Origin of the sequence: Streptomyces sp. NPDC085866, assembly GCF_044541035.1 — a bacterium.
In the GTDB taxonomy this organism is placed as follows: Bacteria; Actinomycetota; Actinomycetes; order Streptomycetales; family Streptomycetaceae; genus Streptomyces.
In genome coordinates this window covers 50,461-65,358 of record NZ_JBITSQ010000030.1, presented here as the reverse complement: position 1 = coordinate 65,358, position 14,898 = coordinate 50,461, and the positions used below count along the sequence as shown (strand labels likewise).

The 14,898-nt window shown below is 67.4% G+C and carries 15 protein-coding genes and 3 pseudogenes; 8 read left to right on the top strand and 10 right to left on the bottom strand.

What is annotated here, in order from left to right:
• Window positions 1-322: 322 nt before the first annotated feature.
• From ACIF83_RS44325 to ACIF83_RS44315, 3 genes are all read right to left on the bottom strand, one after another.
• Window positions 323-658, bottom strand: a complete 336-nt coding sequence (locus ACIF83_RS44325) for a hypothetical protein (RefSeq protein ID WP_393484775.1) — start codon at window positions 656-658, stop codon at window positions 323-325.
• A 180-nt stretch (window positions 659-838) separates the two neighbouring features.
• Entirely contained in the window at window positions 839-1,489 is a 651-nt protein-coding gene (locus ACIF83_RS44320) for a hypothetical protein (RefSeq protein WP_399736142.1), read from the bottom strand.
• A 227-nt stretch (window positions 1,490-1,716) separates the two neighbouring features.
• Complete coding sequence (locus ACIF83_RS44315; RefSeq protein WP_399736187.1) at window positions 1,717-1,938, bottom strand: transposase family protein; 222 nt, start codon at window positions 1,936-1,938, stop codon at window positions 1,717-1,719.
• A 432-nt stretch (window positions 1,939-2,370) separates the two neighbouring features.
• Here ACIF83_RS44315 and ACIF83_RS44310 point away from each other — a divergent pair, with 432 nt between their 5' ends.
• Complete coding sequence (locus ACIF83_RS44310; protein WP_393484809.1) at window positions 2,371-2,655, top strand: hypothetical protein; 285 nt, start codon at window positions 2,371-2,373, stop codon at window positions 2,653-2,655.
• Window positions 2,656-2,909: 254 nt separating this feature from the next.
• Here ACIF83_RS44310 and ACIF83_RS44305 read toward each other — a convergent pair whose 3' ends face one another.
• Window positions 2,910-3,350: a nuclear transport factor 2 family protein gene (locus ACIF83_RS44305; RefSeq protein WP_399736139.1), complete on the bottom strand. Its 441-nt coding sequence runs from the start codon at window positions 3,348-3,350 to the stop codon at window positions 2,910-2,912.
• A 121-nt stretch (window positions 3,351-3,471) separates the two neighbouring features.
• On the opposite strand from ACIF83_RS44305, the gene ACIF83_RS44300 reads away from it, so the two are divergent.
• The 5 genes from ACIF83_RS44300 (at window position 3,472) to ACIF83_RS44280 (ending at window position 7,583) form a co-directional block, all read left to right on the top strand.
• Window positions 3,472-4,044, top strand: a complete 573-nt coding sequence (locus ACIF83_RS44300) for a TetR/AcrR family transcriptional regulator (protein WP_399736136.1) — start codon at window positions 3,472-3,474, stop codon at window positions 4,042-4,044.
• Window positions 4,045-4,128: 84 nt separating this feature from the next.
• A complete protein-coding gene (locus ACIF83_RS44295) occupies window positions 4,129-4,263 on the top strand; it encodes a hypothetical protein (protein WP_393484779.1) in 135 nt (44 codons plus the stop codon).
• A gap of 697 nt (window positions 4,264-4,960) precedes the next feature.
• Window positions 4,961-5,611, top strand: a complete 651-nt coding sequence (locus ACIF83_RS44290; RefSeq protein ID WP_399736133.1) for a cysteine hydrolase family protein — start codon at window positions 4,961-4,963, stop codon at window positions 5,609-5,611.
• A gap of 270 nt (window positions 5,612-5,881) precedes the next feature.
• Window positions 5,882-6,640, top strand: a complete 759-nt coding sequence (locus tag ACIF83_RS44285) for an SDR family oxidoreductase (RefSeq protein WP_393484781.1) — start codon at window positions 5,882-5,884, stop codon at window positions 6,638-6,640.
• A 325-nt stretch (window positions 6,641-6,965) separates the two neighbouring features.
• The gene (locus ACIF83_RS44280; RefSeq protein ID WP_393484782.1) at window positions 6,966-7,583 is read left to right on the top strand and encodes a VOC family protein; all 618 of its coding nucleotides are present in this window, start codon (window positions 6,966-6,968) and stop codon (window positions 7,581-7,583) included.
• A gap of 333 nt (window positions 7,584-7,916) precedes the next feature.
• Here ACIF83_RS44280 and ACIF83_RS44275 read toward each other — a convergent pair.
• The 3 genes and pseudogenes from ACIF83_RS44275 to ACIF83_RS44265 form a co-directional block, all read right to left on the bottom strand.
• A pseudogene (locus ACIF83_RS44275) lies at window positions 7,917-8,189 on the bottom strand (GNAT family N-acetyltransferase); the annotation flags it as partial.
• A gap of 157 nt (window positions 8,190-8,346) precedes the next feature.
• Entirely contained in the window at window positions 8,347-9,078 is a 732-nt protein-coding gene (locus ACIF83_RS44270) for an HAD family hydrolase (protein WP_399736130.1), read from the bottom strand.
• A gap of 62 nt (window positions 9,079-9,140) precedes the next feature.
• Window positions 9,141-9,302, bottom strand: a pseudogene (locus tag ACIF83_RS44265) (IS256 family transposase); the annotation flags it as partial.
• A gap of 223 nt (window positions 9,303-9,525) precedes the next feature.
• Between ACIF83_RS44265 and ACIF83_RS44260 the strand changes: the two are divergent.
• Window positions 9,526-10,079, top strand: a pseudogene (locus ACIF83_RS44260) (RNA polymerase sigma factor); the annotation flags it as partial.
• Window positions 10,080-10,651: 572 nt separating this feature from the next.
• Window positions 10,652-11,485, top strand: coding sequence for a PIG-L family deacetylase (locus tag ACIF83_RS44255; RefSeq protein WP_393484784.1), 834 nt, complete (start codon window positions 10,652-10,654; stop codon window positions 11,483-11,485).
• Between the two features lie 519 nt (window positions 11,486-12,004).
• Here ACIF83_RS44255 and ACIF83_RS44250 read toward each other — a convergent pair.
• The 3 genes from ACIF83_RS44250 to ACIF83_RS44240 form a co-directional block, all read right to left on the bottom strand.
• Window positions 12,005-12,247: a helix-turn-helix domain-containing protein gene (locus ACIF83_RS44250; RefSeq protein WP_398141546.1), complete on the bottom strand. Its 243-nt coding sequence runs from the start codon at window positions 12,245-12,247 to the stop codon at window positions 12,005-12,007.
• 195 nt (window positions 12,248-12,442) lie between these two features.
• Window positions 12,443-13,861, bottom strand: a complete 1,419-nt coding sequence (locus ACIF83_RS44245) for an FG-GAP-like repeat-containing protein (RefSeq protein ID WP_399736126.1) — start codon at window positions 13,859-13,861, stop codon at window positions 12,443-12,445.
• A 523-nt stretch (window positions 13,862-14,384) separates the two neighbouring features.
• Window positions 14,385-14,783, bottom strand: coding sequence for a DUF6234 family protein (locus ACIF83_RS44240; protein ID WP_393484787.1), 399 nt, complete (start codon window positions 14,781-14,783; stop codon window positions 14,385-14,387).
• Window positions 14,784-14,898 lie beyond the last annotated feature (115 nt).

Here is a 14,898-nt window from a genome sequence, read left to right as displayed (position 1 = left end):
CCAAGTCAATCGCCGGCCGTGACGGGAAGGGAGAGCACCCACGTCGATACAGCGTTCATGGGTCTCACCTCCTTGGCGGTGTCACGGTCGATTGGAAGCTAGCAGCCCCGTGATCATCCCTTCAACCCTTTTCCCCGCCGCGTGATCACAACTCCAAACAGGCCCTGGGCGCCACCAGCCACAGCCTGCTCGGCCCGTTCGGGACCTGACCCGCCCCGGACGACCACGACGGGCTCGCCATCGAGCGAGCACCGAAAGCCGTCAGTAGTTGATCTCGGGCCGTAGACGGTGAACGGGCAGACAGAGTCGCGGCGTGGAGCCGTCAGTAGTCGGTGAGATCCACGATCACATCGCAGTGCGGATCGTCGGAAGGCTGATGCAGATGCTCGTTCGCCAGGAACGCCGGGGAATCCAGAGCGCCGAGCAGGCCGGGCCCCGTTTGACTGATCAGCACGTCCACGCCGTACGTGCGGTCCCGCTCAGGCGAACGGAAATAGAGGCGCATGCGGTCGTCGCCCGTGATGACCGCGCCGATGAACAGCGGTTTCCACGACACATGCGTGGTGATGAAGGAGCGAACGAGGTCGAGTAGAAGGCTGGTGGCCGCCTGCTCGATGCCTGGTTCAGGAGAGTTCACAGCTTGGCCCGTGTCGGACACTCGTTTCCCCGCTGGTTGTGGCAGTACGCCGTGATGACGCCGGCTTTCTGACCGCGACCGGCATCGTAGCGGTCGCATGATGACTACCTCAGGAGCGGAATGTGCGCTCCGTTGTCGAGCCGAGGTGAGATGGATGCCCGACGCCGCGCACCGCGGCGGATGCGGAGAACTGCTGTGAGGTCAGTCCAGCGGTGTTGCGGGATCCGTGCTCTGGCCCCGCGGGGCTGGCAGCGGATCACGCGATTGAAGTGGCGGGGCCACGTCGAGGACGTGGAGGGTATCGGGCATTGTTTCCAACTTCAGGCTTGCGATCAGTTGTCGACCTCGGGCGCCCGACCTGTGTTGGACGGTGCGAGCGGCCAGATGCTCGAAGAAGGGCATGAAGCCCGGTGGGACACCGGCCATCCCGGTGTCGCGGCGACGGGAACGCTCGCGCTCAACGAAAGGCTGCAGCGCGACCCACGCCCGGATGATCATCGTGGCATTCGCGGAGACGACGAGCTTCTCGTCGATGAGTCCGAATGCGATCAGGATGCCAAGCCACTCGAGCGTCGCACAGACGTTGAAGGCGGCGTCGATGCGCCGTTCCTCCTCCGGGGTGCCGTCACCGCCCCAGCCCTCCACCAGCCCCGTCCGGGGTGGATGGCGGATGACCAAGTCCAGGTCACGCCGGAACTCCACCGACCGCAACTCGTGGTAGAGGGCCGAGAAAACGCTGAGCCCATTGGTGTCCGTGGCAATCCGTGTGGCCCTTCGGACTTGATGCACTGCCACTGCCAGCGCGGCTACGGCAATCAACAGTGACACCGCGACATTTAAGGAGTTCAGCATCGGCACTCCGGCTCTGCAGGGTGGCTTCTCGCTCCAATTGTGGTGGTGGCAGGACAGGTACGGCTATGGCTCGGCGGGCCGCGTGTGAGCGCAGTCGAGCCAAGCGGGTGGGGGCGCATAGCGAGACTCAGATCGACTCAATGAGGTATGGCCTACAGCGATTCGGCCGTAGCTATCACGGTATCGCGGTCACGGCCCAGTTGGTTGTGGCCACGCTTCCGTGACAGTTACGGATGGATCAGGATCCGGGTTCTCAACAGTGCGAATGTCCGACGTCGGCACTGGCCCTGATCGCAGAAGAACCGGCACGCGCGGAGACGTACAACAATCTTCCGGCCGCCGACGGGCAAGTCGACTATGTGTCGCCAGTACCGACTGTGAACGCGCACGCCAGGATGGTCGCACTGCGGGCACCTCCCAGGCGGGCCACAGCCGGCGGCGTCGACCATCATGGCTCCATTGACGAACGCCAGCCGCCGCACGCTTAGCTGCACTCCAGGGAAGAGCAGCGCTTCGAGCGTTGTGACTTGGATGGACGGGGGTGATCTTCGCAAGGCCGGATTCGTGGTCGAACGGCTTCCGGCTCAGCATCAGGCTTCCGTGGCTGATGTCCGGATAGAACACCCGCAGGTCAGGGTGAGTGTGGGCTGCCTGAAGAACCGGGCGATCGAGATAGAAGCCCACCGCGAGGATCGCTCCGATCAATGGAGTCAGAAAGCATCATGGCATGTACGACTATCTGACCTCTGGTGAGATGAAACCCCCGGGGACGCGCAGCAACATCCGCACGGAACCGCCCAGTAGGCCGCAAAACGCCACACCCAGAAGAATCCGCCGCTCCGGGGAACAGTCCAGGTAGAAGTACGTGCATGATGCGACGCATGGCGAGGGTGCTTGGGACTTGCGTAGCGGCCGCGACGCTCGCGCTCGCAGTTCCGGGCACCGCGTACGCCGCCCACGGGTTCCTGGTCATCGACGGTGCAGCCCAACGGAACCCGAGCGGCTGCTTCCCGCTTGGTGACTTCGTTCCGCCTGTGGTGAGAAATGGGACGGACGCGGTCGTGGAGGTGTGGTCCGGGCCGGACTGTACGGGACAGGTCGACTGGCTCATCTATCCCGGTGAGACTTACCACGCGAACGGCAGCAGGAGCGTCTTCGTGCTCTGACCTACCCCCGGGCCACTCAGTAGCTGAGGGTCTCTGAGCCCAAGCTCTCCCGCCGGCTGCGGTGTTGTCACCTCATCGGCCCGCCCGTCGCGGATCAGCGCCCATAGAAGGTTGACCCTGCGGCGGGTGAGGGCGAGGACGGCCGTCACCCACCGCGTGAGCAGTCGATCGACAGGAAGCGCCGCGAGGTACTCGAGAAAGCGTGCGCCGAGGTGACAGACTGCCGGCTCCTCAGGTCGCTCCCTGTGCTCGCGCTACTTGCCTTCCAGCGCCGCCACCAGCTCCGGCAGGTTTCCGCCGCCCACGATGAGGGCCAAGTGGTCGTGGAAGTCCCGGCTGGTGACGATCAGACCGTCGCGTACCTGCAGCACCTGGATGTTGGCGGCCTTGAAAGTTCGCCCGGTCACCCGGTGGTGCACCTGATAGTCCCACTCGGCGATGATCACCTCCGGGTCGTCGGTCTCCCGGATCACCACGTTTCTCGCGGTCAGCTCTACGGGCGAGTGTGCGGCGACTTCCGCGAACCGCTGTCTCAGCACGGCTCGCCCCTCGAACCGGCGTGGTCCGACCGGCTCGAAGACCGTCTCCACCACTGCGTCCTCGGCGTAGAGCTCGGCCAGCTCCGAGAATCGCCCGGTGGTGATGCCTTCGAGCAGCTTTTGGAACACTTCGCGCGGTGACCGCGTTTCGGACACGACCAACCTCCGGCAAGAAACCGTAGTTAGAATCGGACTAGTAACTCCGGTTTCGACGATACGGACTGCCAACTCCGGTTGTCCAGTGCGGCTCTGCCGTCGGCGGGAAAAGGTGAGAGGGATGAGCGACGCACAGCAGCGCCCGCTACGGGCGGACGCAGCCCGCAATCGGGCCCGACTGCTGGACGTTGCCACGGAAGTGTTCACCACCCGCGGCGTCGGCGCGCCGACCGAGGAGATCGCCCGTGCCGCCAAGGTCGGGGTCGGCACGCTCTTCCGGCACTTCCCGACCAAGGAGGCACTGCTGGAGGCGGTGATGGTGCGCAGGCTGGAGACGATGGCAGCACAGACCGCGCAGTTGATCGCCGAGTCCGAGCCCGCTGAGGCCTTCTTCGACTGCTTCCGCCTGCTGATCGCCCAGTCCGCGGGCAAGAACGATTTCGCCCAGGCACTGGCCGCGGTCGGGGTGGACGTGCACTCGACCCTGCGGGAGTCGAGTACAGAAATCCAGGCTCATCTGGGCGAACTACTGGCCGGGGCGCAACAGGCTGGGGTGGTCCGTCCGGAGCTTGGCCTGCCGGAGCTGCTCGCCTTGCTGGCCGGAACCAGCCAGGCGATGGAGCAGCTTCGAGCGGACCCCCCTGCCCAGGAGCGGATCTTCGAGGTGATCTTCGAGGGCCTGCGGCCGCGCTGATGACTGGGCATACTGCCTCCGTCACCAGGACCAGGAGCACAGGCCGCCCCGGTCCCGCCAACGCGGCCGATAGCGTCCGGACGCGTGAGCAGCGTCGAAATGGCAGACAGGATCGAAGTCTTCGGGCGTCTGATCACCCTGGTGGAGGAGACCGGCGAGCGAGTGACCATCGCCACGGACGGCCCGGCGGTGAGCGTGCTTCTCCAGCGGTCGAGGTGAGCGTGCTTTTCCAGCGGTCGAGGTGACCGAGCCGGAGCACTTCGCGCAGCGCGCGGAAGGGGGCGCCGATACCGGCGCCGGAGGCGGCCGAGGAACGCCCGCCGGGCCCGGAGCAGCACGCTTCGTACACGCAGTACGTGCACGCGGGCGGCGCCCGCATGGCCTTCACCCGCGGCCGAGTGGTCGCGGCCGAGCCACGGCCCGGGGGCTGGGTCGAGTGGCTTGAAGAACGGGCCATGCATCGCGGTCCCCACTCAAGTGCCCGCGTTGTGGGGGCCGTCTGCTCACCGGCCGGCCTTGTTGCATTCGGAGAGCGACACGCCGCGCCCGGCCATGTCGGTGTTCGCCCCCGGCCCGCCACACGTGCGACGTGACCTTCTGGAGTACTGACGCGGTCCACGTTACGCGTCCCCGCGCAGCACCGCACCCGAGCCCGTCTCCACAGGCCACGACCTCCGTCTCCGGGCCACGGACGAATCACGGAGACGAGCGAGCGGGCATCCAGCGGACGACCTGGCGGGCCGCCCGTGCACCTGGCTGGGTACCGCCGGCGCGGATGCCGTTCAGCCGGACGAGTGGCAGACTGAAACTCGAGTCGGCGGTCTGCACCAGAGCGTCTGAGGCCTGCCCTGGCCTCCGCTTCCGTCTTGCATCCCAGCAGCGAGCGATCCGTTCGCTGACCAGATGGGCACTGTTCATGACTTCTCAAACGCCTTACTACTCCCAGGACGAAACCGCTCTTCTGATCGTCGACCCGTACAACGACTTCCTTTCCGAAGGCGGCAAACTTTGGCCCCGAGCAAAGGAAGTAGCGGAAGGCGTGGGCCTCCTCGACCACATGCGCACCACGCTCGCCACGGCTCGCAGCCGGGGCTTTCGTGTCTTCATCGTGCCCCACCACCAGACGACGCCGAGCGACTACATCACGTGGGACTACCTGTCCCCGACCCAACAGCGCATCGTGGCCCAGCAGACCTTTGCCCGGGGCAGTTGGGGGGCAGAGTGGCACCCCGACTTCCACCCTCGCGAGGACGAGCCCGTCATACGCCAGCACTGGGCCTCGAGCGGCTTCGCGAACACAGACCTCGACTTGATGCTTAAGCAGCACCACATCCGGAAGATCCTTCTGATCGGTATGCGGGCCAACACCTGTGTGGACACCACCGCACGCTTCGGTCAGGAGCTGGGCTACCACGTGACCCTCATCCGCGACGCCATCGCCTCCTTTGGTTGGGAGGAGATGACAGCGACATTCGAGCTCAACGCGCCCCTGTACGCCCACGCCATCCTCACAACAGACGAGTTCGTCGACATCGTGAACAGGCAGTCAGGCAACGGCTCCCCGTAGTGGCAAATCCCCGGCATCCAGGTTTGCCCGGCCGGCCGGGCGCTGGGCTGGCTGGGCGGCTCAGCAGCTCGCCTACGGATCTCGGGCATCATCTGCGCGCGCAGGAGCGCGGAACGAACTCCTCAACCGCGAGGCGCGGGGCTGCCATCAGCGCGGAAGGTGAGCGCCGGGGAGCACAACAGGAGAACGAGCGCCCAGAAGAAGCGGAGGCGACCATAGCGGGCGAGCGGAGGAACGTACGGAAACCGTGTTCTGAAGGTGGTGACACCTGTGAGTGGGACTGATGGAGGAGCCGGTGGAGCGCGCGGAGGGCTGGCCGGGCAGACGGTCGTGGTGGTGGGAGGCAGCGCGGGCATCGGTCTGGAGACCGCGCGACAGGTGCGTGCGGCCGACGGCGAGCTGGTGCTCGTGGCGCGCGACGCCGAACGCCTCAAGGGGGCGGCGGACGAACTGAACCCGCTGAGCACGGCCGCGTTCGACGCCCAGGACACCGACCGCCTGGAGCGCTTTATCGGAGAGCTGCCCGGGCAGGTCGACCATGTGATGGTCACGGCGGGCAGCCCGTCATACACCCCTGTCGCCGAACTCGACCTGGCCGAGGCCGGGCATGACTTCGGCGGGCGTATCGCGATGATGCTGGCGGTGGCGCGGGCGAGCCGGGAGAAAGTCAGGGCCGGGGGAACGCTGCTGTTCATCGGCGGCACCGGCGGTCGGCGGCCCGCACCCGGGATGGCCGTGATGGGCGCCCTCACCGCGGCGCTGCCAGCGCTGACCGCCAACCTGGCACTGGAGGTCGCCCCTGTCCGGGTCAACCTCATCGCCGCCGGGTTCGTGGACACACCGCTGTCGGCCTCCCTCCTCGGAGACCAACTTGAGGCACGGCGCGAGGAGTTGAGGAAGACGCTGCCCATTGGCCGGGTGGTCGAACCGGCGGATGTCGCCGCTCTCGCACTGCATATCATGGCCAACGGCGCCCTCACTGGCGCCACGTACGACATCGACGGCGGCCAGCAGCTCGTCGCACACTGACCGTCCGTTGCCCTCAGCCCAGACCGCAGTCGGCCGTCGAGCGCGCGGCCTCCCGCAGGCTGCACCGCCTCGTCCGGCGCCTCTCGTGATCCGCCGCCGACGAAGTGGGCGAACGTCCACATGCGGCCTGATCGAACGCGCGTCTAAGCTGGAATCTGGAACACGGCACGGCCCGTTTCGACAGGGCGTCAGGGCACTGCCGGGCCGGGCGTGAGACGAGGCGCTCGCAACGCTCTTCGAGTGCCGTGGGATGCGTCCTGTAAGCCCGGCGCCACCGCGGATCCGGTCGTCGCCGCTACCCCCTCCGAGACGGGAGGCGCAAGCCATGGACATGAAACTCGAGGTCGTCGTGGTGCCTGTGTCCGACGTAGACCGGGCCAAGGACTTCTACTCGGCGCTGGGCTGGAGGCTCGACGCGGACATCGCCCCTGACGGTGACTTCCGGGTGGTGCAGGTGACCCCTCCGGGTTCCCCGGCCTCGGTCATCTTCGGCAGATCGGTCACCGATCAGGCCCCGGGCTCGGCTCAAGGCCTGCACCTGGTCGTCGACGACATCGAGACCGCCCATGACGAGCTGATACGGCGCGGGGCCGACCCGAGCGATGTGTTTCACGACGCCGGCGGCGTCTTCCACCACGCCGGCGCTGACGCCCGGGTACCCGGTCCTGATGCACAGCACGGCAGTTACGGCTCCTTTCTGTCGTTCAGTGACCCGGACGGCAACGGCTGGCTCCTGCAGGAGGTCACCACACGGCTTCCGGGACGGCTGGATCCCACGACCACGTCGTTCACCTCGGCCGAGGACCTGGCGGGCGCCCTGCGGCGGGCCGCGGCGGCGCACGGTGAACACGAGGCGCGCATCGGCGCGGAGGACCCGGACTGGCCGGACTGGTACGCGCGGTACATGGTGAGTGAGCGGGCCGGGACGGAACCGCCCTCGTGAGCGGTCGGATGCGCGATCCACGGCCGCAACAGGACACGGAACCGCTCCGGGTCTGATGGAGGCTCGATTCCCTAACAGGATCGAGCCGTAGCACGTCCGTCCCCTGCCCTGCTGAGCTTCGCGGGCCTGCGATGCGCACGATCGCGGAGATCTGCCCGAACTACCCGACCGACCCGACCGAGTGGTCCGCGATGAGGGCGGTTGCGACCAAGCTGGGGATCGGTACTGCGGAGGAGCAATTGTCAATTCCTGTGGATCAGATCTCCTGATGCTGGGGCTGGATGCGGCTCGTGTTGTTTGCCTAGCAGCAGGTCCGGCGCAACAGGCGTGCACTCAGAGGGTTTTCTCGAACCAGTGTCGGATGTAGGGGTTGGTGGTGTACGGGGCAATCTCGATGTAGCCGGAGGCGGCGTAGAGGCTCCGAGCCTCGATGAGTTCCCCCATGGTGTCCAGCCGTAGCCGGGTGTGGCCAAGCTTGTGGGCCTCAGCTTCGACGGCAACCAGCAGGCTCCGGCCGATCCCTTGGCCGCGGAACACAGGGCGCACGAACATGCGCTTGATCTCGCCGACGTCTGGGGACAGCGCCCGTGATGCCGACGCAGCCCGCCGGGCTAGCGTTGACCCTCGCCAGAAGAAACAGCCCGCCGGGTGGGACCAGTCCCGTGTCGACCGGCTCGGCGTTGATAACGGTGTTGCTCACCGGTTCCCTCTTTCCCGTGAGTCGATCTTCATATTGTGGGTCCGCGTTCCGCGTAAGAGTTGGTCAGACGTTCGTGGGTGATAGGTGGTTGTGGAGCTCGGTGAGCTGTTCGATGCGGGGGATCGTCTCGTCTGCTGTCGGCGATGGTCCACCGGTGACGAAGTCGATGCCGCGGTCCAGCCAGATGCCGGTGAGTCCGGCGAGGGCGGCTGCGTTGACGTCGCTTTCCAGCATGTCGCCCACGTTGACCGCCTGCGCGGGGTCCGTCCGCATCCAACGGCAGGCGGTGGCGTAGGCGGCGGGCTTCGCCGTACCGAGGTCGGTCGGGGTCAGGACGGCTTCGAAGTATTCGAGGAGGCCGAAGCGGGCAAGCTTGGCGCGCTGCTGTTCAGGGTCCCCGTTGGTGAGAACAGCGAGACGCGGTCCGCGAGGAAGTTGTTTCAGGGTCTCCAGGCACGGCTGGACATCGGGATAGCACCGCCAGAACTCCTCGAACACGCTGAGGTAGCGCTTGGTGATCCAGGCGTCCAGTAGGCCGGGACTTTCAGGAACCGGTTCGCCGAGCATCGGCAGGAAGGAACGGAGTCTGCGTCGGTGGTGCTCAGCAAAGGAGCACTGACCGGCCAGGTATTCCCGCATGTGGCGCGCCTCCAACGTCCACCACAACGTCGCCAGCTCCTCTGGTGGAGCCGTCGCGTTCGGCGCGGCCTGGATGATCTGGCCGATCGTTTCCCAGACTGCCCTTCGGTGATCGACCAGGGTGCCGTCCAGATCGAAGAAGATCACATCTGTCATAGGGGCGATCATCCCGTGGTGCCTGGAGAAATTGTCAAGATCTGTTGATCAGTTGAGGTGGGTCACGCCGCGAAGGTGTTCTCGGGGCGTTCGACGAGGTGAGCGTTCTCGAAGCGGGCGCCGTTGCGGACGAGGGCGACGAGGTGGGGTGCGGTGATCGCGCGCCAGCGTTCCTGGGCGGACTCGACGAGCTTGAAGACCATCTCCAGGGCTCGAGAGCGGCTCGTGGGTGTTCACCAGCAGCCTGCACGCGCCCAGCACGGCCACCGTCGTGCGCACCGGCGGCATGCTCACCGACGGTCCCTACGTCGAGGGCAAGGAGCACATCGGCGGGAACTAGGTGATCACCGCGTCCGACCTGGAAGCGGCACTGGCGTGGGGCCGCAAGGCGTCAGCCGCAACGACGCTGCCGATCGAGGTCCGTCCGTTCCAGGACGTCGCACCGTATTGAATCCGACACCAGAGGAGATTGCGGCCCTGTTCCGCGCCGAGTACGGCAGAGCCGTTGCCGTACCCGTGCGCGGACTCGGCGACATCAGCACGGCCGACGACGCCGTCGCCGACGCGTTCACGGCTGCCTTGCAACGCTGGCCGGTCGACGGTACGCCACCCAGCCCGGCGGCCTGAATCATTCACCACCGCCCGCAACCGGGCCACCGACCAACTACGCCGCGGATCGGTCCGCGCGCACAAGCACGCCGAGGCGCATCGCCTGCATGGCCCGGCCGAACCCGACGAGGAAGGTCCCGTGCGCGACGACCGTCTGCGGTTGGTGTTCCCCTGCTGCCACCCGGCCCTGGCCCGCCCCGCGCAGGTGGCGCTCACCCTGCGCCTTGTTCGGCGGGCTCACCGCATCCAAGATCGCCAACGCCTTTCTCGTGCCCGAACCGACGATGGCGCCGCGCATCGTTCGGGCGAAGGCGAAGATGCGCGATGCCCAGATCCCCTACCGGGTGCCCCGTGACACCGATCTGCCCGATCGTCTCGGCGCGGTACTCGCGGCCTCCCTTCGGACTGGATCTCGCAGCGGATGCCGATGGCGGCGAGGCGGGCCAGGACCGCGTGGAGGACCGTCTGTTCGGTGGCCTGTACTGTCATGAACGTGCTCCCTTGAAGAGGCAAGCCGGCGTGCGTCAGGACTGTCACAGGAGCAGCAGTTGGCCGTGCAACCACATTGACCGGCCCGGCATGGCCGGAGGCTGCCGTCGTGTCGGGCGGAGGGTGAGACGGCGGGGTCTGGATCAGGGCAGCACGGTGCCGGAGCCCGAGCCGGTGCAACGAGCCGACGAACTCGTGAAGGCTCGCGGGCAAGTCTCGAAGCGAAGTGCACGGGAGCGAGTGCCAAGGCCCAGGGCTGTTCCCATGCGTGGCGGGAACAGCCGATCCGGCCGGCGCTGTTGCACCGGCGGAGGGACTGGGCCGCGCGGGCGGGGAACAGGGAGACCAAAAGATCGTCCGCCCGACGCGATCCGGGACCTCGGGTCCGGTACGCCGGCCACCCGATATCGGGGCGACCGCTCGTACGCCTGCCCCGGAGTCGGACCGAGATCCATTCACACAGGAGGACTGTTTTATGAATGACCGACCCTTGACGCTCATGGCGGTCCACGCCCACCCCGATGATGAGGCCACTGGAACGGGAGGCGTCCTCGCGCGATACGCGGCGGAGGGCATTCGCACGGTCCTCGTTACGTGCACCGACGGCCGTTGCGGTGACGGACCGGGGGGTGTCAAGCCGGGCGATCCCGGGCACGATCCGGCGGCCATCGCCTTGATGCGGCGTCAAGAACTCGAGGCAAGCTGCCAAGTCCTGAAGATCAGTCATCTGGAGATGCTGGACTACGCCGACTCCGGGATGATGGGCTGGCCGACCAATGAGGCCCCCGGCTCCTTCTGGCAGACCCCCGTGGAGGAGGGCGCTGCCCGACTCGCGGAACTCTTGCGGCGTTACCAGCCCGATGTGGTCGTCACCTACGACGAGAACGGCTTCTATGGCCACCCCGACCACATCCAGGCCAACCGCATCACGATGGCGGCGCTGGCGATGACCGCGCCGACACCGAAGGTGTACTGGACGACGGCGCCCCGCTCGATGATGCAGCGGTTCGGGGAGGTCATGCGTGAGTTCGGTGCGGACTGGCAGGAGCCGGATCCCGCCGAGGCCGCCGCGATGGCCGAGATCGGACTCCCCGACGAGGAGATCACCACCTGGGTGGACACCACCGCGTTCGGCGGCCAGAAGTTCGATGCGCTGGCCGCACACGCCAGCCAGGGCGAGAACATCTTCTTCCTCAGGATGGGCCAGGAGAGGTTCACCGAGTTGATGGGCGTCGAGACCTTCGTACGTGTCCAGGACACCACCGGAGCAACCGTTCCCGAGAACGACCTCTTCGCCGGACTGCGCTGATCCGCCCGCCCACCGGGGGTCAGAGAGCTCATGGTCCGTACAGCTCGATCGGGCGTGCTCGCACGCCCGGAGGCTTGTACACGTGGGTTCCGCCCGGCGGCCCTTGATCATCAGGGTGGCCCTGCTCGGTTGCGTGGCGGTTACGAGGAGGCCAGTCCCCACCACCCACCCGGGCAGGGCCGCTGAGCGGGAACGTTCGACACGCTGGGCGGCGATCAACCGGACGGGCTGGTGGCCGGTGGCCACGCCGAGCTGCGGGCCGCCCCGCACAGCCCGTCCCCGGAGCAGATGCGGGCACAGTTCCCCGCTCCGGCGCCGAATGGCGGGCAGGTCCGGCGGCCGTGCAGCGGCCGCTGCCTCGGAACGGGTCAGCGCGATGCGGTGCGCAGGGTCGACGCAGGCCAGCAGGACGTCACCATCACAGCACCCAAGCGGTGCATACACTCACGTGGGGTAAGCGCAAGGGCGAGCCACAGCCCCGTTCGCGTCCAGGCAGGCGAGCGAGGAAACACACCGTCCTTATGTCGACACGGGGCCTTCAGCCGACGGGGCGGAGCGCGGCAGCGCCGCAAGGCCGGGCCAGATCTGGAAGCCGAAGGCGAACTCCAGACGGGCGAGGGTACCGAGGTCGGGCAGCACCCTGCCGTTGACGACCCGACTGACGGTGGAGTGGGTGACCCCCGTGGCATCGGCCGGCGTTCGTGGGCTGTGACCCGTGGAGGCGAGGGCGCGGCCTCGTACCGCGCGGAGAAGGCTGAGCACCTACTCTCCTCGTTCGTCCGGCCGGTCCTTGAGGCTGAGCCCCGCGCCTCGCTGCCTGCTGCAAGTACCCCTTGCGGGACACGGAGCCCGAACGCTGCAGCCGAAGGCGAGCCGGTGACGCACCCTCACCGCCCTGCCCGCCGGGGCGCGGCGGGCAGGGCGGGTGTTGTTGCTTGATCCGGTCGTGTGGGGGCGTCAGTCGAGGAGGGTGGTACCGATTCCGGAGCCGGGCGCGACGCCGTAGTCCTTGGAGCCGAAGACGCTGACGTTGCTGGTGCTCGGTCCATTGCCGGCGCCGCGAAGCTGCCAGAGGGCGCCGCTGCCCTGATTGCGGTAGACGTCCTCCTCCGGGGCAGCGACGGCGAGGTCTGCTTTGCCGTCGCGGTTGAAGTCGGCGAGGCGGATCTGGGAGCCGAAGACGTCGTTGTTCTCGGCGCTGCCAGGGATACCGGGTGTGTTCTGCGAGTAGAGTGCCGCTCCGCTGGTGGTCACCCCGCGCGCGCTTCCGCGCAGTACCAGCACGTCGCCGCCCCTGAACGCCCGGCCGAAGGACTCGTATGGGACGCCGATGGCGAGCTCGGCGCGGTGGTCGCCGGTGATGTCGGCGATGGACAGGGCCGCGCCGAAGTTGTCGTCGCTCTCGTTGGAGCCGGGGATGCCGGCGGTGTTCTGGTGGTAGACGTGCCCTGTGGTGGCGAGGCCGCCGCTGATGTCGGGGTCGCCGTAGCGGACGGTGACATAGCCGGCGCCGTGGCTGGGATCGGCCAGGCCGTTGGGGTGGAGGCGGGGGTCGTACAGGCTGATGGCGAGGTCGTCGCGGCCGTCGCCGTTGAGGTCTCCGGCCGCTGCGCGGTCTCCGCCGGCGAGCCGCGCCTTCAAGGTGAAGGAGTCGGCGTCTGTGGTGCCGGGGTTCTGGCCGTAGACGAGGGTGGCCTTGCTCTCGACGACGGCCAGTTCGTCCTTGCCGTCGCCGGTGAAGTCACCGACTGCGAGGTTCCAGCTACCGGTGAGATCGGGGTCGGTTACGTCGGTCCCGGCCGGTGCTTTGGTGCGGGTGAATCTGCCGGAGTACAGCCGCAGTGATGTCTGGCCGCTGACGGCGATGTCGGGGGCGGAGTCGCCGGTGAAGTCACCCACGGCGATGTCGGCACCGAACAGGCGGGAGGGATACGACGGTCCTGACGGCAGGGCGAGACCGCTGCGGAACGGCGAGGTGCCGCCCCACAGCACGGTCACCGAGCCGTTTCCGGATGTGCCGGCGGTGCTGTCCCCTTCGCTGCCGACCAGCAGGTCGGCGTACCCGTCGCGGTCCACATCGCCGCTGGCGAGGCTGCTGCCGAAGAAGTCCTGGTACCCGGCCGTGCCGGGGATGCCGGTGGAGTTCTGAGTGATGTAGACGTGCTTGCCGGTCAGGCCGTGGGCGGAGCCGAAGGTGAGGAGAACGGCACCGGCGCCTTCCTTGCCGTTGATCGTCTTTCCGGGCATGCCGATGGCCAGGTCCCGGTATCCGTCGCCGTTGAAGTCGTCCGCGAGCTTGGACGGAGCGGCGACGGCGCGGTCGACCGAGACGGCCATCAGACTGCCGGTCAGAGAAGCCGCTACGGCAGCTGCCACGGCGAGACGGACTGAGTGACGCACGAAAACCCCCTGCACAACCACCGGACGCCCGGCGGCGTCCGCAAACCAGATCGGTCGCCCGCATCCCCGTGCCCGGCGGGTTCCCCGCTTGATCACATGGTGCGCAGCGAAGAAGAGACTCCCCACCGGCATCGATGGTTGTACCGCGCCTCCTGAGAGGCGTCCGGAGCACCACAGCCCGGCCCCGTACTCATGCCCCGTATGTCGCCCAGGGCGGGGTGCTGCGGATGTCTCGGTGCCGGCGGCGCATCAGGGCGGTGGGGATACGCGTGCGGCCCCTTACCCACAGGGCCAGCAGAGCGTGCTGCACAGGTTCTGCAGGACTTTCCGGTCATGCGCGGGGAGATGGGGGGCGAGGCCGACGTCGATGTCGATGTCGAGCAGGCCCGGCTGGTCCAGGTCCTGGCGCAGGACAGCGAGCGCGGCGAAGGGGTAGTCGGGCGTGAAGTGCGCGGAAGCAGCGCGCTGGCCAGCGTGGCACGATCCGCGCCCGGCTGTCTCAGCAGTTCGCGCTGTAGCGGATGCAAGCGGGTGACGGGGAGTGGCTGTTGTCCCACTCATGCCGCGAGGCCGTCAGCACTCCGCCCGCCAGGAGGGCCACCAGCAGGTGTGCGATCACCGTCCAGCGGGCACGGAAGATTCCCGCGAGAACTGCCAGGATGAGTACGGCGATCAGCAGCATATGTACCCGCCCGATGTGTGCGAGGCCGGCCGCGTCGATCCGTGCTTGGTCGCCTTGCGCTGCCCATTCCTCCAGGCCGAGGCCGTATATCCAGTCCAGCGCGAGCCACGCAGTCTCCATCAAGAACAGCGGGATCGCGAAGGCGAGGTCCGCTCCCAGGCGTGTTCTGTGCGACCAGGGGCGCCGGCGTTCCGGGGCTGAAAGGGTGTCTGTCATGGGTGCAGGGTGTCGCGGTTGGTGGTGATGCGCATGAGCACTCGTACTCAACTCCGGTCCGACGGAGCGGCAGGTACTGGGTGACTTCGTCAACTGATCGTCTCAGAACGAGATC